At 55.2% G+C, this 21478-nt stretch carries 25 protein-coding genes; 22 read left to right on the forward strand and 3 right to left on the reverse strand.

Annotated features, from left to right (window positions below):
* Positions 1-3 precede the first annotated feature (3 nt).
* From alr to Q3F21_RS23480, 9 genes are all read left to right on the forward strand, one after another.
* Positions 4-1206, forward strand: coding sequence for an alanine racemase (alr, locus tag Q3F21_RS23440; RefSeq protein WP_340258418.1), 1203 nt, complete (start codon positions 4-6; stop codon positions 1204-1206).
* A gap of 166 nt (positions 1207-1372) precedes the next feature.
* Positions 1373-1672, forward strand: coding sequence for a CopG family ribbon-helix-helix protein (locus Q3F21_RS23445; protein ID WP_024985091.1), 300 nt, complete (start codon positions 1373-1375; stop codon positions 1670-1672).
* Positions 1673-1675: 3 nt separating this feature from the next.
* The gene (locus Q3F21_RS23450) at positions 1676-2026 is read left to right on the forward strand and encodes a type II toxin-antitoxin system PemK/MazF family toxin (RefSeq protein WP_003389786.1); all 351 of its coding nucleotides are present in this window, start codon (positions 1676-1678) and stop codon (positions 2024-2026) included.
* A gap of 265 nt (positions 2027-2291) precedes the next feature.
* Entirely contained in the window at positions 2292-2618 is a 327-nt protein-coding gene (locus tag Q3F21_RS23455; protein ID WP_340258421.1) for an anti-sigma regulatory factor, read from the forward strand.
* 26 nt (positions 2619-2644) lie between these two features.
* Complete coding sequence (locus Q3F21_RS23460; RefSeq protein WP_340258424.1) at positions 2645-3643, forward strand: PP2C family protein-serine/threonine phosphatase; 999 nt, start codon at positions 2645-2647, stop codon at positions 3641-3643.
* Between the two features lie 24 nt (positions 3644-3667).
* Positions 3668-3994 (forward strand): anti-sigma factor antagonist, encoded by a 327-nt coding sequence (locus Q3F21_RS23465; RefSeq protein ID WP_340258426.1) that lies wholly within the window; start codon positions 3668-3670, stop codon positions 3992-3994.
* On the forward strand, positions 3994-4485 hold the full coding sequence (gene rsbW / locus Q3F21_RS23470) for an anti-sigma B factor RsbW (protein WP_340258428.1): 492 nt from the start codon (positions 3994-3996) through the stop codon (positions 4483-4485). Before Q3F21_RS23465 ends, rsbW begins: the two co-directional genes overlap by 1 nt.
* Positions 4454-5242 carry an RNA polymerase sigma factor SigB gene (gene sigB, locus Q3F21_RS23475; RefSeq protein ID WP_340258430.1) on the forward strand — a complete coding sequence of 263 codons (789 nt, stop codon included), beginning with the start codon at positions 4454-4456 and terminating at the stop codon, positions 5240-5242. Before rsbW ends, sigB begins: the two co-directional genes overlap by 32 nt.
* A gap of 222 nt (positions 5243-5464) precedes the next feature.
* Positions 5465-7627: a Tex family protein gene (locus Q3F21_RS23480; protein WP_340258432.1), complete on the forward strand. Its 2163-nt coding sequence runs from the start codon at positions 5465-5467 to the stop codon at positions 7625-7627.
* A gap of 32 nt (positions 7628-7659) precedes the next feature.
* Here Q3F21_RS23480 and cmpA read toward each other — a convergent pair whose 3' ends face one another.
* Positions 7660-7782 carry a cortex morphogenetic protein CmpA gene (cmpA, locus tag Q3F21_RS23485; RefSeq protein ID WP_122958045.1) on the reverse strand — a complete coding sequence of 41 codons (123 nt, stop codon included), beginning with the start codon at positions 7780-7782 and terminating at the stop codon, positions 7660-7662.
* 81 nt (positions 7783-7863) lie between these two features.
* Positions 7864-8199 (reverse strand): hydrolase/acyltransferase, encoded by a 336-nt coding sequence (locus Q3F21_RS23490; protein WP_340258434.1) that lies wholly within the window; start codon positions 8197-8199, stop codon positions 7864-7866.
* Between the two features lie 113 nt (positions 8200-8312).
* On the opposite strand from Q3F21_RS23490, the gene Q3F21_RS23495 reads away from it, so the two are divergent.
* From Q3F21_RS23495 to Q3F21_RS23525, 7 genes are all read left to right on the forward strand, one after another.
* Positions 8313-8792, forward strand: coding sequence for a SprT family protein (locus Q3F21_RS23495; RefSeq protein ID WP_340258436.1), 480 nt, complete (start codon positions 8313-8315; stop codon positions 8790-8792).
* A gap of 102 nt (positions 8793-8894) precedes the next feature.
* A complete protein-coding gene (thiL, locus tag Q3F21_RS23500; protein WP_340258438.1) occupies positions 8895-9953 on the forward strand; it encodes a thiamine-phosphate kinase in 1059 nt (352 codons plus the stop codon).
* Positions 9954-9958: 5 nt separating this feature from the next.
* The gene (gene tsaE / locus Q3F21_RS23505) at positions 9959-10411 is read left to right on the forward strand and encodes a tRNA (adenosine(37)-N6)-threonylcarbamoyltransferase complex ATPase subunit type 1 TsaE (protein ID WP_340258440.1); all 453 of its coding nucleotides are present in this window, start codon (positions 9959-9961) and stop codon (positions 10409-10411) included.
* Positions 10411-11133, forward strand: a complete 723-nt coding sequence (tsaB, locus tag Q3F21_RS23510) for a tRNA (adenosine(37)-N6)-threonylcarbamoyltransferase complex dimerization subunit type 1 TsaB (RefSeq protein ID WP_340258442.1) — start codon at positions 10411-10413, stop codon at positions 11131-11133. Before tsaE ends, tsaB begins: the two co-directional genes overlap by 1 nt.
* 2 nt (positions 11134-11135) lie before the next feature.
* Positions 11136-11600 carry a ribosomal protein S18-alanine N-acetyltransferase gene (gene rimI, locus Q3F21_RS23515; protein ID WP_340258444.1) on the forward strand — a complete coding sequence of 155 codons (465 nt, stop codon included), beginning with the start codon at positions 11136-11138 and terminating at the stop codon, positions 11598-11600.
* Positions 11590-12666 carry a tRNA (adenosine(37)-N6)-threonylcarbamoyltransferase complex transferase subunit TsaD gene (tsaD, locus tag Q3F21_RS23520; protein WP_340258446.1) on the forward strand — a complete coding sequence of 359 codons (1077 nt, stop codon included), beginning with the start codon at positions 11590-11592 and terminating at the stop codon, positions 12664-12666. The genes rimI and tsaD overlap by 11 nt, the downstream gene beginning before the upstream one ends.
* A gap of 274 nt (positions 12667-12940) precedes the next feature.
* Positions 12941-15205: a hypothetical protein gene (locus tag Q3F21_RS23525; protein WP_340258448.1), complete on the forward strand. Its 2265-nt coding sequence runs from the start codon at positions 12941-12943 to the stop codon at positions 15203-15205.
* A 32-nt stretch (positions 15206-15237) separates the two neighbouring features.
* Here the strand turns inward: Q3F21_RS23525 and Q3F21_RS23530 are convergent, their stop codons facing one another.
* The gene (locus Q3F21_RS23530) at positions 15238-17169 is read right to left on the reverse strand and encodes an ATP-binding cassette domain-containing protein (RefSeq protein ID WP_340258450.1); all 1932 of its coding nucleotides are present in this window, start codon (positions 17167-17169) and stop codon (positions 15238-15240) included.
* Between the two features lie 192 nt (positions 17170-17361).
* On the opposite strand from Q3F21_RS23530, the gene Q3F21_RS23535 reads away from it, so the two are divergent.
* The 6 genes from Q3F21_RS23535 to Q3F21_RS23560 all read left to right on the forward strand — a co-directional run bounded on the left by Q3F21_RS23535 (position 17362) and on the right by Q3F21_RS23560 (position 21379).
* Positions 17362-17964: a 5-formyltetrahydrofolate cyclo-ligase gene (locus Q3F21_RS23535; RefSeq protein ID WP_340258452.1), complete on the forward strand. Its 603-nt coding sequence runs from the start codon at positions 17362-17364 to the stop codon at positions 17962-17964.
* Positions 17965-18063: 99 nt separating this feature from the next.
* Positions 18064-18579 carry a molybdenum cofactor synthesis domain-containing protein gene (locus Q3F21_RS23540; protein ID WP_340258454.1) on the forward strand — a complete coding sequence of 172 codons (516 nt, stop codon included), beginning with the start codon at positions 18064-18066 and terminating at the stop codon, positions 18577-18579.
* The gene (locus Q3F21_RS23545; protein WP_340258456.1) at positions 18573-19574 is read left to right on the forward strand and encodes a molybdopterin-binding protein; all 1002 of its coding nucleotides are present in this window, start codon (positions 18573-18575) and stop codon (positions 19572-19574) included. The genes Q3F21_RS23540 and Q3F21_RS23545 overlap by 7 nt, the downstream gene beginning before the upstream one ends.
* Positions 19575-19616: 42 nt before the next feature.
* A complete protein-coding gene (locus tag Q3F21_RS23550) occupies positions 19617-19967 on the forward strand; it encodes a twin-arginine translocase TatA/TatE family subunit (RefSeq protein ID WP_340258458.1) in 351 nt (116 codons plus the stop codon).
* Between the two features lie 20 nt (positions 19968-19987).
* Entirely contained in the window at positions 19988-20761 is a 774-nt protein-coding gene (tatC, locus tag Q3F21_RS23555) for a twin-arginine translocase subunit TatC (protein ID WP_340258460.1), read from the forward strand.
* Positions 20762-20842: 81 nt separating this feature from the next.
* Positions 20843-21379, forward strand: a complete 537-nt coding sequence (locus tag Q3F21_RS23560; RefSeq protein ID WP_340258462.1) for a hypothetical protein — start codon at positions 20843-20845, stop codon at positions 21377-21379.
* Positions 21380-21478: the final 99 nt, after the last annotated feature.

Genomic DNA, 21478 nt, shown 5'->3' on the forward strand with positions numbered 1-21478 from the left:
CACATGAAACCGTTTTGTCGCGACACGTGGGTAGAGGTAGATCTGGATGCCATTTCGGCCAATGTGGCAAGCTTTCGCCGGCATATACCCGAAAAAACCGGGATCATGGCCGTCGTCAAAGCGGATGGATACGGGCACGGGGCCGTGCATGTGGGCCAGGAGGCGCTTCGGAGCGGTGCCGATTCACTGGCCGTAGCCATGCTTGACGAGGCAGTCGTGTTGCGGGAGGCGGGCATTACCGCTCCTGTTCTTGTACTCGGCTTTACCCCGGTGGATTCTGTCGAAACTGCCAGCAGGCTCGGGATTGAGCTGACTGCTTACCACGCGGACTGGATCATTCGGGCGAATCAGCGGCTTGAGCAAGCTGGTGCAAGGCCGATCGGCATTCACATCAAAACGGATACCGGAATGGGAAGGCTCGGCGTTCGCACAGCAGAGGAGCTTCTCACGGTCGCAAGGGCTTTGGAGCAAAGTCCGTTTCTCGACTGGACGGGAATCTTTACCCACTTCGCCTGCGCGGATGAAGAGGATACAACCCATGTCAAACGCCAGCACGAGCACTTCCAGGCGCTGCTCACTGCCTTGCGCGAGGCGGGGAAAAAGGTTCCGCGGGTCCATTGCTGCAACACGGCCGCGGCGATTGTCTTTCCCGAATGGGGGTATGATACGATCCGTTTGGGCATAGGTTTATACGGGTTATATCCTTCTCCGTTTTTAAAGCATCGTGCACAGGTGCCGCTGGTGCCCGCGCTGTCCTTGAAAACCCGTATTGCTCATCTGAAAACGGCCGCGGAAGCCATGACGGTAAGCTACGGAGCTACCTACACCGCGAAGCCGGGCGAGACGATCGCCACACTGCCCATCGGTTATGCGGATGGCTTTTCCCGATCGCTGTCCAATCGCGGATTTGTTCTGCATGACGGGAGCCGATCACCCGTTGTCGGTCGCGTGTGCATGGACCAGATCATGGTAAGGGTTGGCGGAACTTCCGCCAAGGTAGGTGACGAGGTGGTGCTTTACGGCCGCCAGGGATCGGAAGAAATTTCATTGGACGAAGTAGCCGAGCTGGTGGGTACAATCAATTATGAGATTCCGTGCATGCTGAATTACCGGATTCCCCGCGTCTACCGAAAAGACGGGAGGGTCTCAGGAGTGTTCCATCCGTTGACGATGACGCATGCGCCTGCTCAAAGTGTAAATAACTAGCAGAAGAAAGCAGGCAGGAATTTCGGAGCAAAGCACGAATACTAGTAAAGCGCAAATTTGGGTTTTGACCCGAAGCGGCCGGACAGGTATATTTTTGCAAATGGTTCGACATAATGGTAGTGACCCATACTGGAATGCGGTAACAAGGACTGCGGATGTTACGGTCATGGTTGGAGGTGGATTTGTCTTGTCCAAGTCAAACACGAAACGCATCATGATCAGCCTGCCACAACACTTGCTTCAAGAAGTGGACGGCGTAATACAAAAAGAAAAATCCAATCGCAGCGAGTTTATTCGCCAAGCGATGCACCTGTACTTGAAGGAGCGCAAAAAGCGCGTCATTCGCGAAACCATGCAAAAAGGGTACATGGAAATGGCGAAAATCAACTTGAAAATGGCATCGGAGGCATTCGGCGCTGAAGAAGAGGCTGACCATACTCTTGTCCGCTTAGTTAGCGGGGTGTGACATGTGATTGTCAAACGGGGCGATGTATTTTTCGCTGACCTGTCACCGGTCGTCGGCTCCGAGCAGGGAGGCGTACGACCCGTATTAGTCATCCAAAACGACATTGGCAATCGATTTAGTCCGACGGTCATCGTCGCTGCCATCACAGCGCAGATTCAGAAGGCAAAGCTGCCGACGCATGTAGAGATTGACGCAAAAATGTATGGATTTGATCGTGACTCCGTCATCTTGTTAGAACAGATTAGAACCATTGACAAGCAAAGACTGACCGATAAGATCACTCATCTGGACGACGAGATGATGGATCGAGTCAATGAATCGCTGCAAATTAGTCTGGGAATCATTGACTTTTAAATAAGGAATGGTAATATTACCAGCAGGAGAGAAAAGCCACTTGGTTAGCCAGTGGTTTTTTTGCTGTCGTTTGCAGGGATTTCACGTCCTGGCATCGAATGGTGTACAGGAAAAAAGACAAAAAGTGACACGTTTTGCATGTTTAACCGACTGCTGAAAAGCTCGTCGATGGAAGGAGTTTCTTGTTGTGACAGGGCTTCATTCATATAATATAACGATATCTTCAGAGGCAGATATAGTCACAGCTAGACAAATAGGGAGAAACTTGTCGAAAGACCTGGGATTTGGAACAATTATGCAATCGCGGATTGCTACCACGATTTCCGAGCTGGCACGGAATATTTTCCTTTATGCCGGTTACGGAAACGTATCGGTAGAGCCTCAGAAAGAGGCTGAACGTGTCGGTCTTAGGATAACCGCAACGGACTTGGGGCCTGGCATTGAAGACGTCCGGAAAGCGCTCGAGGACGGGTACTCTACATCCGGAGCGCTTGGAGCGGGATTGCCGGGCGTGAAACGAATGATGGACGAGTTTACTCTGGAAAGCAGTCCGGGTGAAGGAACACAGGTTGTCGTCATTAAATGGCTGTAAGGGACGAGGGGAGATGACACCTGTTCATGAGTCAGGAAAATGAGGATATATACACGCGTATCGTGCATGATTATCTGGAAGGCAAGCGAGAAGACCAGCTTTACCTGGCGCAACAGCTGGGGAAGTGGCTGCTCTCCCGGAACATTTCCCCCGAGGAAGTAACAGACATGCACGCCAATGTACTGGAGCAGCTAGGGGACGTACCGGAGTTCGTCAAGGACTCCTTTCAAATTCTCACGGAAATAATGATTGAATACGGAAATGCCTACCGCTCCTTTGACAGCTGGCGAAGCCGTCATCAACAGCTGCAGGCCGAAATCGCCGTGGCTTCCGCGATGCAGCAGACGCTGCTGCCGCAAACGCTGCCGCAGTACCCGAATGTGGATATCGGCATGATCAGCATTCCGGCCAAGGAGATGAGCGGGGACTTTTACCATTTTCTCTGTGAAAGCGGGAATGAGTTCACTGTCGCCATCGCCGATATTACCGGAAAGGGCATCCCCGCGGCGATGTGCATGTCGATGCTCAGATACGCCATGGACAGCCTCGGGGAGATGAAGCTGGCTCCCGGCAACATGCTTAGGCATCTTAACAGTGTAGTGGAGCGGAATATTGATCCGTGCATGTTTGTGACCATGCAATTTGGCCGCTACAATACGGATCGGCACGCGTTTCGCTACGCTACGGCGGGGCAAGAGCCAGGGTTTTTATACCGGGCGCGGGAAAACCGCTTCTTCGATCTGGAGGGTCAAGGAACGGCGTTAGGGATTGCGGCAGGAAGCGAATACGAGGAACGTGAAATCTATTTGGAGCCCGGAGATTTTCTGATCCTTCTGACAGATGGTGTAACAGAAAGAAAGATTGGCCGATATTACATACAAAGAGAAGAGCTCGTTTCGTTCCTTGAGGAGGAAACGAGTGCGTCTGCACAGGAGATGGCAAACCACCTGTACCGCAGACTGTTGCTTCTCTCTCAATTTGAACTGCCGGATGACTACACCATGATTGTGCTGCGAAGAACGTAAGGCAAGCAAGGGAGGAGAAACAGAATGGAGCTTAGGATCAGGGAGAACAGCCAAGACGGCCAACACCTTTTGTATGTGGAAGGGGAGATCGATGCGTATACCGTATCGAAGCTGAGGGAACGATTGCTCAGTCTGGTGAATCGCCCAGAGGTGAAACGGGTCGACGTTGATCTCTGTGCGGTGGAGTATATCGACAGCACGGGTATCGGTACATTTGTTGCTGCAATGAAAGCCTGTAAGCTGTCAGGCTGTGAGCTTGCCGTGCAAAATTTGTCGCCTCGTGTGGAACGAATTTTTCGTATAACCGGCTTGTATGAAAGAATGGTACTTCACAAAGGAGAGAGCGAATAATGGGTCAGAAACCGGAGGCGGATGTGATTACATTGACACTGCCAGCCCGAGTGGAATACGTCAGCATTGCCCGCTTGACTGTTTCAGGGATTGCCAACCGGATGGGATTCGCTTATGAAGATATCGAAGACATCAAGCTGGCGGTGGCAGAAGCGTGCACCAATGCAGTCGAGCATGCCTACGATTCCCCGCAAGGAAATGACCAGCTCCGCGTTTCATGTTGGCTCCTTCCTGATCGGCTTGTCGTGGAAGTGCAGGATAAAGGAAAGGGCCTCGCACTAGAGAAAGGGCGGGAAACATTAGCTCCGATCCGTCCGGATGTAGATATTGACGAAGTGAAGGAAGGAGGCTTGGGACTATATCTGATTCATTCCGTGATGGACGAAGTGCAAGTCAGCAGTTATGACGGAGTGGCAGTTACGATGACCAAGTATCTGCGACGGGATGAGGTGTCTTACGATGACCGGGCAATCTCGGAAACAGAAGCATAGCCGAGATGAATTGGTCCGGCTGGTGAATGAATATCGCGAGACGAGAGACAGTGTCCTTCAGAGTGAATTGGTGGTAGCCTATTCGTCTTTGGTAGAGTCGCTTGCCAAGAAATTCGTTCGGGGACAAATCCCTTACGAAGATCTGGTTCAGGTAGGGATGATCGGACTGCTGGCGTCGCTCAGGCGGTTTGATCCCGCGTTTGGACGTTCCTTTGAAAGCTTTGCTGTCCCGACGATTGTCGGAGAAATGAAACGATTCATACGGGACAAGACCTGGAGTGTCCACGTTCCCCGCAGGGTCAAGGAGCTTAGCCCAAAAATCAAGCGGGTCGTGGACGAGCTGACCATCAAACTCCAACGCTCCCCGCAGATTGCCGATATTTCAGGGCATTTGGGGGTCAGCGAGGAGGAGGTTCTGGAAACGCTGGAGATGGGGCGAAGCTATCACTCCCTATCCATGGACAGCGAGCTGGAGGCCGACAGCGACGGCAATACCATTACTCTGTTTGATTTGATTGGTTCCGAAGACAGCGGTTATGAGCGAATCGATCAGCACATGCTGCTTGACCGCGCGCTTCATGTACTCGACAACCGGGAAAAAGAAATCATACATCTTACTTTTTATCAAAATTTGAGCCAGAAGCAGGCGGGAGAAGTTTTAGGGATGTCCCAGATGCACGTCTCCAGGCTGCAGCGGAGAGCGCTGGGGAAACTTCGCGAAGTGCTTCGGACCGATCAACAGGAATATACGACGTAAACGAGAAGCGGGGGTGCATGCATCCTCCGCTTTTTTTGCCAGCTTCAACGCCGCTTATTTTTCACGTCGTCCCCACGTGAATCTCAGACGTTTGTCGAAGGTCCATGCCCCCTTTTTCAGCCGGGGTGAGTCGGTTTTCCGTCCAGTTCCGAACTCTTTTTCCCGTGAAGGGAAGAGGTGTTGTGGTACAATAACCACGTAGATGAGCGCAGGAGGTAGAATATGGACCTAACGTTGATGATCCAGACGATCGCTCAGGAGACGGAAATCAAACGGCATCAGGTAGAGCGAACGATCGCCCTTTTGGACGAAGGGAATACAGTGCCCTTTATTGCCCGCTACCGCAAGGAAATGACCGGGCAATTGGATGAGACCCAGATACGGGCGATTGAGGAGCGCGTTCGTTATTTGCGCAATCTGTCTGTACGAAAAGAAGAGGTAATCCGGCTGATCGAGGAGCAGGGCAAGCTGACCGAAGAGCTCAAGACATCCATTGAACGCGCAGCCAAGCTGCAGGAAGTGGAAGACCTGTACCGGCCGTATCGCCAAAAGCGCAGGACCAGGGCGACGATGGCCAAAGAGAAAGGGCTGGAGCCATTGGCGGCCTACCTGTTGACCCTTCCGAAATCGGGAGACCCGGCGGCGGAAGCGCAAGCGTACATAAACCCGGAAAAAGGGGTAGAGTCCGCGGAGCAGGCGCTGCAGGGAGCGATGGACATCATCGCCGAGCAAGTGTCGGATGACCCGCAGATTCGCCAGTGGACGCGTGAGCGCACCTTTCAAAAAGGAACGCTCGTATCGGAGCAGAAGGCAGCCGAAGCAGACGAGAAAAATATTTACCAGATGTATTACGCATACAGTGAACCGTTGAAAAAGGCCGCGCCCCATCGCGTTTTGGCGATCAATCGCGGAGAAAACGAAGGCATCTTGAAAGTGTCGATTGAGGCTCCTGTCGAAGAGATTCTGCTCTTTCTGAAAAAGAAGCTGATTCCGCGGGAGACGGTAGCCCGTCCGTGGCTGGAGACTGCGGCGGAGGATGCCTACAAGCGGTTGATCCAGCCTTCTGTCGAGCGGGAAGTAAGAAACGAGCTGACAGAAGCCGCCGAAGAGCGGGCGATCCACATTTTCGCGGAAAACCTGCGAAACCTGCTCCTGCAGCCGCCGGTGAAGGGAAAGGTTGTGCTTGGTGTAGACCCCGCCTATCGAACGGGCTGCAAGCTGGCTGTCGTCGACGAGACCGGCAAGCTTCTGGAGGTAGCCGTCATCTATCCGACTCCGCCGCTAAACAAAGTAGCGGAAGCTTCTGCAAAGGTAAAGGAACTAATCAATCGATACGGGGTACAGATCATTACGATCGGGAATGGAACGGCGTCTCGCGAGACGGAACAGTTTATCGCCGGCGTGTTGAAGGAAGTAAACGGCGATCTGTCCTATATCATCGTCAACGAGGCGGGCGCTTCCGTATACTCCGCTTCCGCTCTGGCCAAGGAGGAGTTCCCTGATCTGGACGTGGCGGAACGAAGCGCGATTTCCATCGCCCGCAGACTGCAGGACCCGTTGGCCGAGCTGGTCAAAATCGATCCTAAGTCGGTCGGTGTCGGACAGTACCAGCACGACGTTTCCCAGTCGCGACTGGCTGAAAGCCTGCAATTCGTCGTCGAGTCAGCGGTCAACCACGTAGGCGTAGACGTAAATACGGCGTCGCCGCAGCTCTTGCAATACGTGTCCGGGATCAGCAAGCAGGTGGCGGCGAACATCGTCAAAAAGCGGGACGAGACCGGCAAGTTCAAAAGCCGCGCCGAACTGAAGGAAGTTCCCAGGCTGGGGGCGAAGACCTTCGAACAATGCGTTGGTTTTTTGCGGATTATGGACGGGGAAAACCCGCTGGACAAGACCCCTATTCACCCGGAATCGTATCTGGCTACCCACAAGCTTCTGGACCTCATCGGTTTGTCTACCGAAGAGATTGGCAGCGAGGCTTGCCGGGAACGCCTGCAGGCACTTGATGTGCCGACTGTTGCCCAGCAGTTGGAAATCGGGGAACCGACGCTGCGAGATATCGTCGACAGCCTGCTCCGGCCGGGCCGTGACCCCCGCGACGAATTGCCCAAGCCGCTTTTGCGCAGCGACGTGCTTCAGCTCACTGATCTGAGCAAAGGGATGAAGCTGCAGGGAACGGTAAGAAATGTGGTGGATTTCGGGGCGTTCATCGATATCGGCTTGAAAAACGACGGCCTGGCCCACATCTCCCGCTTGCGGAAGGGATTTGTCAAACACCCGCTGGACGTGGTGACCGTCGGGGATATTGTCGACGTGTGGGTAGTCGACATCGACGAAAAACGGCAGCGGGTGGGATTGACCTTGATCTCTCCCCAGGATTTGTAGCACAAGCCTTGCAAATGTCAAAGGCGGCCACCCTATTGAGGGCGGCCGCCGTGTTTTTCCCAGTATAAAAACCAACAGCTGTTGAGCAATCGAATTTGCCGGACGTCCTTCCCGAAGAAGGCACGCTGCAATTGCCTGCGCATCCATTGTGGCATGAAGGGTACCTCCTGGTGTCATTCCTATATTGGCAATGTATGCGGCAAACACACAGGAGGTACCTTTTTTCTTTTGCGTGATTACTCCTCTTCCAGCAGGAATTCAAGCTGTGCCTGCAGAGCGCGAATCTCCGTCAATAGCGAGATCAGCGGGTAGACATTTTCCGGCAAAGAGGAGAAATGGCTCTCCAGCCGACTGACGTAAGCCAGTCCATCTTCCGTTTGAAACGCATCGGAGAGCAGCTCCAGCTCGGCGCATTCCGCGACAACCGTCGGAAGCTGCGGGCGCTCGGCAATGGTCAGCTTGTCGATCTCCTTTTGAAGCCGTTTCAAAAGTGCGACCAGTTGATACATATGGGATTCTGGCATGGCGACAAAGCGCAGCCCCGTTTGTTCCTGCAAGAGTAAATAGCGCATCAGTTCCCCCACCAATCTCATTCTCTCATCAAATAAGTGTACTGTATTGCTCTGGCACTTTTCAACCAAAACTGCTATCGTCGAGGTACAAGGAAAGACGGGGAGAGAAAATGATGACGGATCAGGAGTTGCAAGCGCTGGTCGAGGCCGTCTCGGCGGAGTATTTTTCCCGACCGTTTCGTCACCAGGCTAGGTTCAACAAAAGACTGCGGACAACAGGAGGACGTTACTTGCTTCGTTCCCACGATATCGAGATCAACCCTCGCCATCTGGAGCAGCACGGGGAAGAAGAATTGATCGGGATCGTAAAGCATGAGCTGTGCCACTATCACTTGCATTTGGAAAGGAAAGGGTACCAGCACAAGGATCGCGACTTTCAGGAGCTGCTCAGGCAAGTCGGGGGAAGCCGCTATTGTCAGGAGGTCGGGGGCGGCCGAACGTGGCTGCCTTACCGCTACGAGCTCGTCTGCGAAGCCTGCCAAATGCGGTACAAGCGGAAGCGCAAGATCAATCCGGCCCGTTACCGCTGCGGCCGCTGTTCAGGAAAGCTGCGGCTGTATGAGCTGGAATCAGCGGCAAAGCAGCGGAGCTGACCGCACGGCAGAGAGCGGCGGCAAGCAAAGGCTTGTGAGGAAAGGCTTTCCCGGGCTGCGTGACAGCGCGTTTCTTGCGTGCGTTGAAAGCAGGGCGGTATAATGGAGGCACTGCGAACTAAAGGAGCGGTAGTAGTGACGTACGACGAGTTTTCTCTCATCAGAAAGTGGACCGGCCGTTCCGCCGGCCAAACGGGCGACGGGCTCAGCGTAGGGATCGGAGATGACGCGGCGGTGTTTTCTCTGCCAGCGGACAGGGAAGTCGTGGCTTGCTGCGACGCTATGGTAGAGACCGTTCATTTCCTGAGAGAGACGATGAACCCGAGTGATATCGGCTACAAAGCCGTCATCAGCAACATAAGCGATGTGGCGGCGATGGGAGGCATCCCTCGCTATGCGCTGATCAGCATTGCCGTTTCTCCGCAGTGGAACACGGAGGAGTGTGAACAAATTTACGACGGCATTTACGCGGCGTGTGACGCCTATGGCGTACGTGTGATCGGCGGCGATACGGTGTCCAGTCCCGCTGGCCTTTCGCTGTCTGTCACGGTTATGGGCGAGGTCGAGAAGGGACGCGCGCTGCTCCGGTCGGCGGCGAGACCTGGCCACCTTGTATTTGTGACAGGACATGTCGGCGGATCGGCAGCCGGACTTGATCTTTTGTTGCGAAAGGCAAAATCGGGAGAAGCTGTAGAAGAGAAGTGGCAGCCATTGGCCCTTTTTCACCAGAGACCGGCTGCACAGGTCGCCGCCGGCCGGATTTTGGCCGCCTCCCCGGCTGCAGGAGCGCTCAACGACATCAGTGACGGACTCGCTTCTGAATTGTGGGAGATTTCCGAAGCCAGCGGTGTCTGTCTGCGGATCGAGGAGAGGCTGATCCCGCTGGCGGAAGCGACCCGGATGTATGCGGCGGAGACAGGAAGCGACCCTTTCCGCTGGGCATTGTACGGAGGAGAAGACTATCAGCTGGCAGGGACGATTGAGGCCGAGGCCGCAGAGGGCATCGGCAAGCTGTTTGCCGAAAAGGGCATTCCGTTTACCGTGATCGGGCGAGTGGAAGCGGGGGAACCATCGGTATTGTTGAGTCGCAACTCGTCCTGGGAGCCGCTTGCGAAAGCAGGATTTAACCATTTTGGCAAGGCCGATGCCAGGAAAGGGTGACAGGCATGCAGTATGAATGGAATGCGTCAGGCGTGGAGGAGACCTTGCGCGTTGCGGAAAAGTTGGGCGCCGGCTTGCTTCCCGGCGACTTTCTGGCCCTGGAAGGGGATTTGGGCGCAGGCAAGACGACCTTCACCCAGGGACTGGCTCGTGGTCTTGAGGTAAAGGGAACGGTCAACAGCCCGACTTTTACGATTATCAAGGAGTATGACGGGCGTTTGCCGCTGTATCATATGGACGTCTACCGGGTGGGAGAGGACGCGGACTCGCTCGGGCTGGACGATTATTTTTTTGGAGAAGGCGTCACTGTGGTGGAGTGGGCGTCGCTGATCGAAGATGTGCTGCCGCCGGATCGATTGACTGTGATCCTGCGGAGGGAAGAGGGCGATGCCCGGCGGATTCAGCTGATTCCCCGGGGAGAGCGCTATGTGAAACTGTGTGAGGAGCTTGATTTGTAATGCGGGTACTTGCAATGGATACATCCAATCTCGTGTTGAGCGTGGCTGTAGTGGAAGAAGGACGCGTCCTGGCTGAAATAACCACCAATCAGCAGAAAAACCACTCAGTCCGTCTGATGGACGCGATCTCGGAGCTGATGGAGGAGACAGGTACATTGCCGGAGCAGCTGGCAGGCATCGGGGTTGCCAAAGGCCCTGGCTCTTATACGGGTGTGCGGATCGGTGTGGCCACGGCGAAGAGCATGGCCTGGGCGCTTCAAATACCGGTCATCGGGATTTCCAGTCTGGAGGCCGTCGCCATGAATGCACGCGGATTTTCCGGATTGGTCGTCCCGCTCTTCGATGCGCGGCGCGGACAGGTCTATACAGGAGCTTTCCGGACGAAAGGTTGGGAGGAACTGTCCGTAGCGGCCGAAGAGCGTTTGGTGCTGCTCCGTGATTGGCTCGTTTCGCTGAAAGAGCAGGCCGGGATGGAACCGGTTCTGTTTATGGGAGAGGATTTGCGCATTCATCGGGAGACGATCGAGCAGGAGCTGGGTGAACAAGCCCATTTTGCGCCTGCTTCCCACAATCATCCGCGAGCGGCCCACATCGGATTTGCCGCGCTGGGCAAGCTGGCACGCGGAGGAGATCCGCACGAAATGATTCCTGAATATTTGCAGCTGGCCGAAGCCGAAGCCAAATGGCTGGCGCAAAACCCCGCATGCGGGGTGAAGGAATAGCGATGAGTGAGCAGGTGGATATCCAATTTCGCTTTATGACGCAAGAAGACGTAGACGCGGTCTGGGAGCTGGAGCGTTTGTCGTTTCCGACACCTTGGCCGCGCGATGCCTTTGTCAATGAACTGACGATCAATCCAAATGCCCGCTATGTCGTAGCCGTTCAGGACGGCCAGGTTGTCGCCTACTGCGGCATGTGGATTGTGCTGGACGAGGCGCACATCACCAACGTCGCCGTCCATCCGGACTTGCGCGGACAAAAGATAGGCGAGCGGCTGATGCGGCAAATGATGGGACTCGCCTATCTGTTCGGGGCGAGAAGCATGACGCTGGAAGTGCGTCCGTCCAACACGGTGGCGAGGAACATGTATACGAAGCTGGGCTTTACAGAACAAGGGCGTCGCAAGCGTTATTATTCCGATAACGATGAAGATGCTCTCATAATGTGGGTGACATTGCATGAAGAATAGAAAACCATCGCGCTACGAAGAACGGGTGCAGCAAGCGTACCTGGCCCAGCAGGGTTCTGGTCGTCCCGTGAACATATTGGGGATCGAGACAAGCTGCGACGAAACCTCGGCTTCGGTCGTTCAGGATGGCCGCACTGTCCTGTCCAACGTCATCGCCTCGCAGGCAGATGTACACAAGCGGTTTGGCGGTGTCGTGCCGGAAGTCGCTTCGCGCAGGCACGTGGAGAACATTACCTTGACGATCGAGGAAGCCTTGCAGGAAGCAGGGAAAAAGCTGGATGACATTCAGGCGATCGCCGTCACGTATGGACCGGGTCTGGTCGGGGCTCTGCTGGTCGGGGTAGCTGCCGCAAAGGCGATTTCCTACGCGCGCGGAATCCCTTTGATCGGTGTTCATCATATTGCCGGTCATATTTACGCCAACCGACTGGTTACGGAGCTGGAGTTTCCATTGATCGCTCTGGTGGTATCCGGCGGGCATACAGAGCTCGTCTGGATGAAAGAGCATGGACATTACGAGATTTTGGGAGAGACGCGGGACGACGCTGCCGGTGAAGCTTATGACAAAGTCGCGCGGGCGCTCCACCTGCCGTATCCCGGCGGTCCGCACATTGACCGACTGGCGCACGAGGGAACCGCCAGCATCCCGCTGCCGCGTGCGTGGCTGGAGCCAAATTCCTATGATTTCAGCTTCAGCGGTCTCAAGTCAGCTGTGCTCAATACCCTGCACAATGCATCTCAGCGCGGAGAGAGCATCAGTCCCCAAGACCTGGCTGCGAGCTTTCAGGACTCCGTGACAGAGGTGCTTGTGGAAAAGACGATCCGTGCGGTAAAGGAGTACGGAGCCAGACAAGTATTGCTTGCAGGAGGAGTGGCAGCCAATCGGGGACTTCGGGAAAGGCTGTCGAGAAGGTGCGGGGAGGAAGGCCTTCCTCTGGTCATTCCGCCGCTCTCCCTATGTACCGACAACGCGGCGATGATTGCCGCCGCCGGGTATATTTCCTATCAAAAGGGGCGTTTTGCACAACTGGACCTAAATGGCGTGCCAGGCTTGCCTTTGTCCTAACAACGCAATAAGACGTATGGAGACGCATGAATGTGCTTTAAACCGCATTTATGCCTATAAACTGATCCCTTCGGACTGCTCGTTTGCGGGCGGTTTTTTCTTTTCCTCAGCATTATCCACAGCTTCTGGATAATTTCTGAGGTTTGTCTTCCCCACACCTGTGAATACTGGTGATAACACGAGGCATTTACCGGGAAAATCATGTTTTTTCTGTGGATGAATCTGTGGAATATGTGGATAAACAGAAAATTGTATCAACAGTGAGGGAAGATTGATGAAAAAATGGATGCTGATCGCGGCGGTATTTGTCCTGCTGTCATCGTCGCAGCCCGGACAGATTACGGCAGCCGCTGCTGCGGCGCCGGAGACGATTCCCCAGAAGCGGCAGGTGATTGCGCTGTTTGTCGAGGGGCTTTCCTTTCAGGATGTCGTGCATCTCAGAAGCTATCCACATGTGGATAATTGGCTGAGCAAAGCCGAGTCCGGGGCGCTGTCTATCCGCTCGCCCGGGGCGAGATCGGCGGCCAACTCTTATTTGCTGATGGGCAGCGGCAGCCAGGCTCTCTACACGGAGCGGAGCGGCACGGCCTACCATCCGGAAGAGCTTATCTCCAAGAGGGAAACAGCGGGCGAGCGGATGGTAGAGGTAAGCCCCCCGGAACTGTCGCCCGTAGCGCGCTACCGCATTGTATTTCCCGGCATTTACCGGCTGCAGGCAGAGAATCGCGACAAGCCGTTTACCTCGCGCATAGGCTTGCTGGGCGGGACTTTGGCCCGGCACAATCTGTCTGTCATCAGCTACGGGAGCGGGGACTACGATGACATCAGGACCCGCCACGCGGTCCTGTTCGCGATGGACGAACGCGGAGGCGTGCCTTTTGGCAACCTGTCCGACGAGACAATCGTGCAAGCGCCGTCTTATCCCTACGGCGTAAAAACGAATTACGACTACTTGCTAAAGAGCATTACCAAGGAAACGGCTCCGGGATTGATTTCGGTCCAGCTGGCAGACCTGGCGCGCTTGTATCAGGTAGCGGACGATATGGCGCCGGAGCGTTTTGCCCGACAGTACGGGCAGGTTCTGGAAGATTTGGGCGGGTTTCTCGACCGGCTGCTTGCGTCCCGCAAACCGGGACAAATGGTAATGCTGCTCTCGCCTGTCCCCAACCAGAAGGCCCTGCAGGCCAAAATGCTGCTGTCGCCCGTATTCGTCTGGAGAGGAGCGGAAGCAGGGCTGCTCACATCGGCGACAACGAGGCAGTCCGGGTTGGTCAGCGGGCTTGATATCCTCCCGACCGTGCTTTCCTTTTTGCGGGTTCCCCTGCCGGACGGGCTGGCCGGGCATGCCATGAAAAAGGAAGCGGGGAAAGGGATCGGCGAGCTCATCCAAGAGGTGGATCACATTCATCACGTCTACGCCAACCGCAGCTCTGTGCTGTACACCTACGTCATGCTGCAGATCGTCATTTTGGCAGCTGCTGCGGCCGTCTGGTTGTGGGGAAGGGGGAAAGGAGGAGATGGCGTCCAATGGGGGAGAAGGGCGATGCGTCTTGCCCTCCTTTCCATGCTGTGGTTCCCGCTCTTGTTTCTCCTTGAAGGGTTGCTTGGTTGGAGAGTACCGCCCCCAGTCATTCTCGGAGTACTCATCCTGGGCGCGATAGCGGGTGCCTGGCTGATGGAGGAAAGGACGCTCCCGGCAGGGCTCGCGATCGTGACCGGGTTGACAGTCGCCGCGCTGTTGATCGACGGCTGGAATGGCGCCCCGGCCATGCGCCGTTCTTATCTCGGGTACGACCCCGTGATCGGCGCCCGCTTTTACGGATTGGGGAATGAATACGAAGGGGTGCTGATCGGTTGCACAATCCTTTTTGCGGCAGCCATGTATCAGTGGAGCGCTTCACAAGCAGGGGGAAAGGCAACGGGTATTCAGGGGAAGTATGCTACGTGGGTAATCGTGCCCATCTTTCTTCTCGTTCTTGCCTACATGGCAGCTCCTGCCTGGGGAGCAGATGCCGGCGGGTTTCTGGCGGGACTGGTTGGCTTTGCTGTCGTACTGATTCGGCTCCGGGGCTGGCGCCCAGGCAAAAAAAGCCTCCTGCTGCTTGCAGGAGGCATGCTCGGCGGCATTGCGCTGCTGGCATCTGTCAGTCTCTTGTCCAGTCAGCCGCCGACCCATATCACCAGAGTAGCGGGCCAGCTTGTGTCCGGTGATTGGACGGAAGTGATGCATATCGTGGAACGCAAACTGGAGATGAATCTCAGGCTGATTCGGGTATCTGTCTGGAGCCGGGTCTTTGTCGTGTCCTTGCTTGTGTTGGGGCTGCTTGCGCTCCGCAGCGACAGGTATCTGCGGCACTTCGCCAGCGATTACCCGCTTCTAGCCAAAGGCTTTTCCGGCGTAATAGCCGGTTCGCTGGCGGGCTTGCTTTTAAACGACTCGGGCATCATTACGGCAGCCACATGTATCGTATACCTGGTTGTTCCGTCCCTGTACACCGCTTTGCGAGAGTCGGCGGAGGAGCGCTATTCCAGCTCTTAGGAGGGCGCGTCTTCCGTGAGCGTGTCAGCAGGCTAGCTCTCCGAAAGCTCGCTCCACTCTTCGTACAGCTGCTCCAGATCAGCCTGCGCCTGCTCAATCTTGTCGTTGCGCTCCTTGGCCAACACGTGGTCGCTGTAGATTTCCGGGAGGCACAGCTCCTCTTGCCAGGTCTGGATGGCGGCTTCCCGCTCCTGAATCGCCGCCTCGATTTCCTCCAGGCGGCGCTGTTTTTGGCGCTCGCGGCGCTTGGCCTCCTTGTCGCGCTCGTAGTTGGATTTCTCCTGCTGGTCAGCGGAGAGAGCCTGTTTTTTTGCGCTTTGCGCTTGCTGTTCGGCTGCCAGCTCGGCCAGCTCCTGCTTCTTTTCTACATAATAATCGTAGTTGCCGAGATAGCTGGTGACGCCATCCGGGGAGAGCTCCAGAACCCGGGTGGCGATTTTATTGAGGAAGTAGCGGTCGTGGGAGACGAACAGAATCGTTCCCGGATAATCGTACAAGGCGTTTTCCAATACTTCCTTGCTATAAATATCGAGGTGGTTGGTCGGCTCGTCGAAAATCAGGAAATTGGCCTGCTTGAGCATCAGCTTGGCTAACGAAACACGCGCTCGTTCGCCTCCCGACAGATCGGAAATGCGCTTTTGCACGTCGTCGCCGCTGAACAGAAAGTTTCCGAGCAGGGTGCGGACATCTCGCTCCAGCATCAGCGGATAGTCGTTCCAGATTTCATTGAGTACTGTATTTTGGTCATTCAGATTCCGGTGCTCCTGATCGTAGTAACCGATCGAGACATTGCTGCCGAACTGAATGCTGCCAGCGATCGCAGGCAATTGGTCCACGATCGTCTTCAGGAGAGTCGATTTGCCGATTCCGTTGGGACCGACCAAAGCGACGCGCTCCTCCCGCTCCAGCTCAAAGGCGAGATGGCGGGAGAGCACGGCATCCGGGTAGCCGATGCTGACGTTCGACGCTTTCATCACGACGTTGCCGCTCATTTTGGCCACCTCAAAGGAGAAATGGACCGATTTGTTGCTCACGATCGGCTTTTCCATTCGGTCCATCTTTTCCAGTGTCTTTCGCCGGCTCTGGGCCCGTTTTGTCGTTGTCGCACGCGCGATATTGCGGGCGATGAAATCCTCCAGCTTGGCGATTTCCTCCTGCTGCTTGTCGTAGCGCTTCAATTCCTGTTCCAGCCGGGCAGCCTTTTGGTCGAGGAATAGACTGTAGTTTCCTGTATACCGGGTGGCGCGGGTCCGTTCAATCTCGTATACCACGGTAACCAGCTTGTCGAGGAAGTAACGGTCATGGGAGACCACGAGGATGGCGCCCTGGTAATTTTGCAGGTAGCTCTCCAGCCAGGTGAGCGTCTCGATATCCAGGTAGTTGGTCGGCTCGTCCAGCAGCAGGAGCGAAGGGGCCTGCAACAGCAGCTTTGCCAGGGCTAGCCGCGTCTTCTGTCCGCCGCTCAAGGTGTAGATCGGCGTCTGATAGTCCATATCGGCAAACCTGAGTCCGTGCAGCACCCCGCGAATCATCGCCTCATAGCTGTACCCCCCGCGTTCCTTGAACGCTTCGGAGCGGCGGGAATAATCCTCCAGAATCTGCTGGTACCGCTTTTCATCGTCCAGAACAGCCGGATCGCCCATCAGCGCTTCCAGCTTGCGAAGCTCCTGCTCTTCCTTTTGAAAATGGGTGAAAACCGAGAGCATTTCCTCCCAAATGGATCGCTTGGACTCCAGCCCGCCGTTTTGCGCCAGGTAGCCGAGCGTCACGTCCTTCGGGATGCGGACGGTACCGCTGTCGTAGGAGAGCTGTCCGGCCAGGATTTTCATCAGCGTCGACTTTCCGGCTCCGTTGACTCCTACCAGTCCAACGCGCTCTCCTGTTTGAATTTGCAGAGAGATGTCCTGTAAAATGGTCTCAATCCCATAGGTTTTTTGTATATGTTCAGCTTGAAGCAATATCATTGTTCTCACCTCTATATCATACCGTAAACGACCTGCCGGCCTGCAGGACGCAGCATGCTTGATCTTGGCGCTTCTGAAGGCCGCCAAGCATGTTTCTGCTCCTATCTGCTTAAGTGTAGCCTAGAGACCAGAAAGGGACAACCCCGGCCGATGCCAGGAATGGCCGGGAGCAAAAGAGAGGGGGATGGCTCCATGGAGCTTCTCGACCAAAAGAAGGAGCTGCGAAGGCAAATCCTTGCCCAAAGAGCGGCTGTCAGCCCGGAAGAGCGCGGGGAGCGCTCCGGGAGAATGTGCCGCCTGCTGCTTTCCTTTGACAGACTGCGCGGCTGCCGCACTGTCATGGCGTACTATCCATTTCGCGAAGAGCTGGATATTGTGCCGTTTCTGGAGAAAGCTCTCGAGCGCGGGCAGGAAATATGGCTGCCGCTGACGCTGCCCGCGGAGCGGCGAATCGTTCCGTATGTGTACACAGGGCCTGCCATGCTGAAACGGGGGACGTACGGCATTCTCGAGCCCGATCCGGCCCAAGCCGCGGAAGGGAGGCCGGATAGCCTGGAGGCTGTACTCGTTCCCGGCGTCGCTTTTGACCGCAGGGGAGGCCGCATGGGGTATGGAGCGGGCTATTACGACCGTTTTCTGTCCTCCTTATCGCGGCGTCCGCTGTTGATCGGCTGCGCGTTTGACCTGCAGGTGCAGCAGGCGGTGCCGATGGAACCGCACGACATTTCGCTCGATTTTCTTGCGACGGAGTCAGGGGTCACGGAAACAGGCAGGACAGACTCCATGCAAATGTGACCGCTTTGTGTCGAGATTGCGTCATTTGCCCCAGTACTATCTACATGAGAAAAAAAACAGTGTACAATACAGTAGCAAGAACTATTGGAGGAATGGGCTGTGACCAACTGGAAAATAGGTGTAATATCCGCAAGTGATTCCATTGCAATGGGAGAACGCGAAGATGATCGCATCCCAATTATCCGTAAGCTTGCAAAGGAATGGCTGCAGGTCGATGTGTCTGTCTACCGCGCTGTGTCCGATGATATGGAAGATTTGAAGGAAAACATGATCGAGTGTGTGGATCGTGAAAAATGCGATTTGTTGATCGTGACGGGAGGGACGGGCTTGAGCCCGCGAGACGTGACTCCCGAGGTGACAGCGTGGGTCATCGACAGACCGGTTCCGGGACTGGCCGAGGAAATGCGCCGCGCCGGGCTTCAGCAATCCCGCCGCGCGATGCTGACACGTGCAGTAGCCGGAACGAGGGGAAATACCCTGATTATCAACCTGCCAGGCAATCCCAAGGGCGTCGAGATTTGCTTCAACGCCATCGGGGACATGCTGTCGGACGCCTTGCACATCCTGCAGGGAACAGGAGGAGCCAACGAAGATTGGGGAGGATTGGGTTGGTAGAAAAACCAAAATGGAAGGAAGTGCCGGTACGAGAAGCGATTGGCATGATGCTCCCGCACGATATGACGCAGATTCTCCCGGGGGAGTTCAAGGGACGCTTGTTTAAAAAAGGACATGTCGTCACAGAAGCGGATATCGAGCCGCTGCTTTCCATTGGAAAGGAGCATATCTACGTGCTCGAAATGCCGGAAGGGTTTATTCACGAAGAAGAGGCCGGACTGAGGATTGCCCGTGCCGTTTCGGGTGGAGGACTCGTCTTGACGGAGCCTTATGAGGGCAAAGTGTCGATGAAAGCCGAGCATTTGGGGCTGGCCAAGGTGAACGAAGCGGCTGTTCACGCGCTCAATGAGCTGGAAGGCATTGCGTTTTCCACCATTTACGGCGATCAGGTCGTGCAGCCGGGGCATACAGTGGCAGCTACCCGCATCATCCCGTTGATTATGGAAGAAAAGCGAATCCAACGGTTGGAGCAATTGGCACGCCAGTTTCCCGGTTCGATCGTGGAAGTGAAGCCTTTTCAGAAAAAACGTGTAGGACTGGTGACGACAGGTGGCGAGGTCTTCTCGGGCAGGATTTCCGACAAATTCGGTCCCGTCATCCGCTCCAAGGTAGAAGCGCTTGGTTCCGTCGTGGTCGAACAGCGGTTTGCTCCCGATGACAAAGAACTGATTGAACAGGAAATTATTCGTTTTCTTGAGGAGGGAGTCGATCTGATCCTGGTGACGGGCGGCATGTCTGTAGACCCGGACGATCGCACTCCGGGAGCGATCGCGGGAGTCGGCGCCAAGGTCATCCGCTACGGAACGCCAATGCTTCCCGGTTCGATGCTGATGGTAGCCTATAAAGGAGACATACCGATTCTCGGTTTGCCTGGAGCGGTGATGCACGAACCGTTTACTTCATTTGACGTTTTTCTTCCCCGCATCCTGGCCGGGGAAAAAATTGCCGAACAAGACATGACCCGTTTGGGATATGGCGGATTGCGCAAGTGTTAGCTGGTTACACTGACAAATGACAGGAAAAAAGGAGTGAAGTGCATGAGTACGATTGGAATTCCTGGTCTTATTTTAATTTTGGTGCTGGCGCTGGTTTTGTTTGGACCCAAAAAGCTTCCCGAGCTCGGGCGTGCTGTCGGTCACACCTTGAAGGAGTTCAAGAATGCGACCCGCGGTCTGACGAAAGACGATGACGAGGAAGAAGAGGCCAAGCCTAAAGATCAACAGCAGCAGGCAAAAGCAGCTGTCGTCACGGAAAAGGATGCCTTTGACCGCGAGAAATTGGAGCGGGAAATCCGCGAACGTCTGGAACGCGAGCGCCTGGAAAAAGAAATCCGGGAAAAACTGGAGCAGGAGCGCCTGCAAGCAGAGAACGCACAACACAAGGCGTAGCCGGATAAGGTGGTGCCACGTTGGAAGATCGCGAAATGACTGTAGTAGAGCACCTGACTGAGCTCCGTACCCGGATCATTTGGGTGCTGGCAGTATTTTTTGTCGCCTTGATCGTCGGATTCTTTTGTGCCGGTCCGCTGATCGAATACTTGAAGGAGGACCCGATCGCCGAGGGTGTCCCGCTCATCTCCTTGCACCCTTCCGACACGCTGCGCGTCTACATGCAGTTTGCGTTTCTGGTAGGCGTGGTGGCAACAATGCCGGTGGCGCTGTTTCACATCTGGCGATTCGTGTCCCCGGGCCTTCAGGCAAATGAACGAAGGGTGACGCTGTACTTTATCCCGGCCGCGTTTTTCCTGTTTATCGCAGGGGTGCTGTTCGGGTACTATGTCGTCTTTCCGATGATCATGCTGTTTGTGACAGGCATGTCGCTGGGGATGGACGTCAAACCAAATTACGGGATCGGAGAGTACTTCGGGTTTCTGTTTAACCTCGTCATCCCGTTTGGTATTTTGTTTCAGCTGCCGATTGTCGTGATTTTCCTCACGCGGCTGCGGATATTGAATCCGATGCGTCTGGCCAAAGTGCGCAGATTTGCCTACTTTGGACTTTCTGTCGTAGGCATTACTCTGTCGCCGCCGGAAATCGTCAGCGACATTCTGGTCACGGTCCCGCTGCTGCTTCTGTACGAGGTCAGCATTTGGCTCTCCAAGATGGTGTACCGCAAGCAGCTCGCGGAAGAAGAGAAATGGAACGAGGAATACAGCCTGGAAGCTGATGAAGCTGTCCGCTGATTACAGAAAATCTCCTGCCGAATGGCCGGAGATTTTTTTGTCTGGACATACTAAACGGAAACGATTGGGAGGTGGCTTGGGATGTGGAGAACTGCTTGCGCGATGGTGCTGCTGATTGGTCTTTTGACGGGAGGGCCGAGCGCTTTTGCTAAAGAGGCAGGGGCCGGGCTTTCAACTGACTCTGTGAAAATGGCAGTCCCGATGAATCATGCCGGAGACAGTGAGGTCCGAAAAGGTACCGAGACCGCTGACACGTTCGCCGCCGAGCAGGTGGAGCTATTTGATACGGACAAGGAGCGGGTGGTCAAAACCTGGGAGAATACGACCGAGTTTCAAGCGGAGGCCCAAAGTCTGTTAAAAAGTGTCAGCGGGCGTGTTCTCGACCTGCAGCCTGTCCTGTCGCATGCCTTGATCGTCAAAATTCCGCTGGCACCTCCGCAAAAGCTCACTCATAAACAGGCGGAAATCGATGCGATGATCGCAAATATGTTCGTCGTCATGCCGAAGGAGAGCGGTCGCCGTCCCTGGATGATCCTGCATACGAAAGAAGCGGAGACGCTGGTCGTTGAGTTTTCGGGCCAGACCGGCAAGCTGAGAAAGCTGCTTCAGCTGCCGTAGCAGGGGCCCGAGGCTTGCTTGCTAAAAGAAAACGGAAGGGGAAGCAAAGCACAAATCCCGGCCGTCGCAAGGACAGGTCGGGATTTTTTGCGGTATAAA

This window comes from Brevibacillus borstelensis, from assembly GCF_037834415.1.
GTDB lineage: Bacteria > Bacillota > Bacilli > Brevibacillales > Brevibacillaceae > Brevibacillus > Brevibacillus borstelensis_A.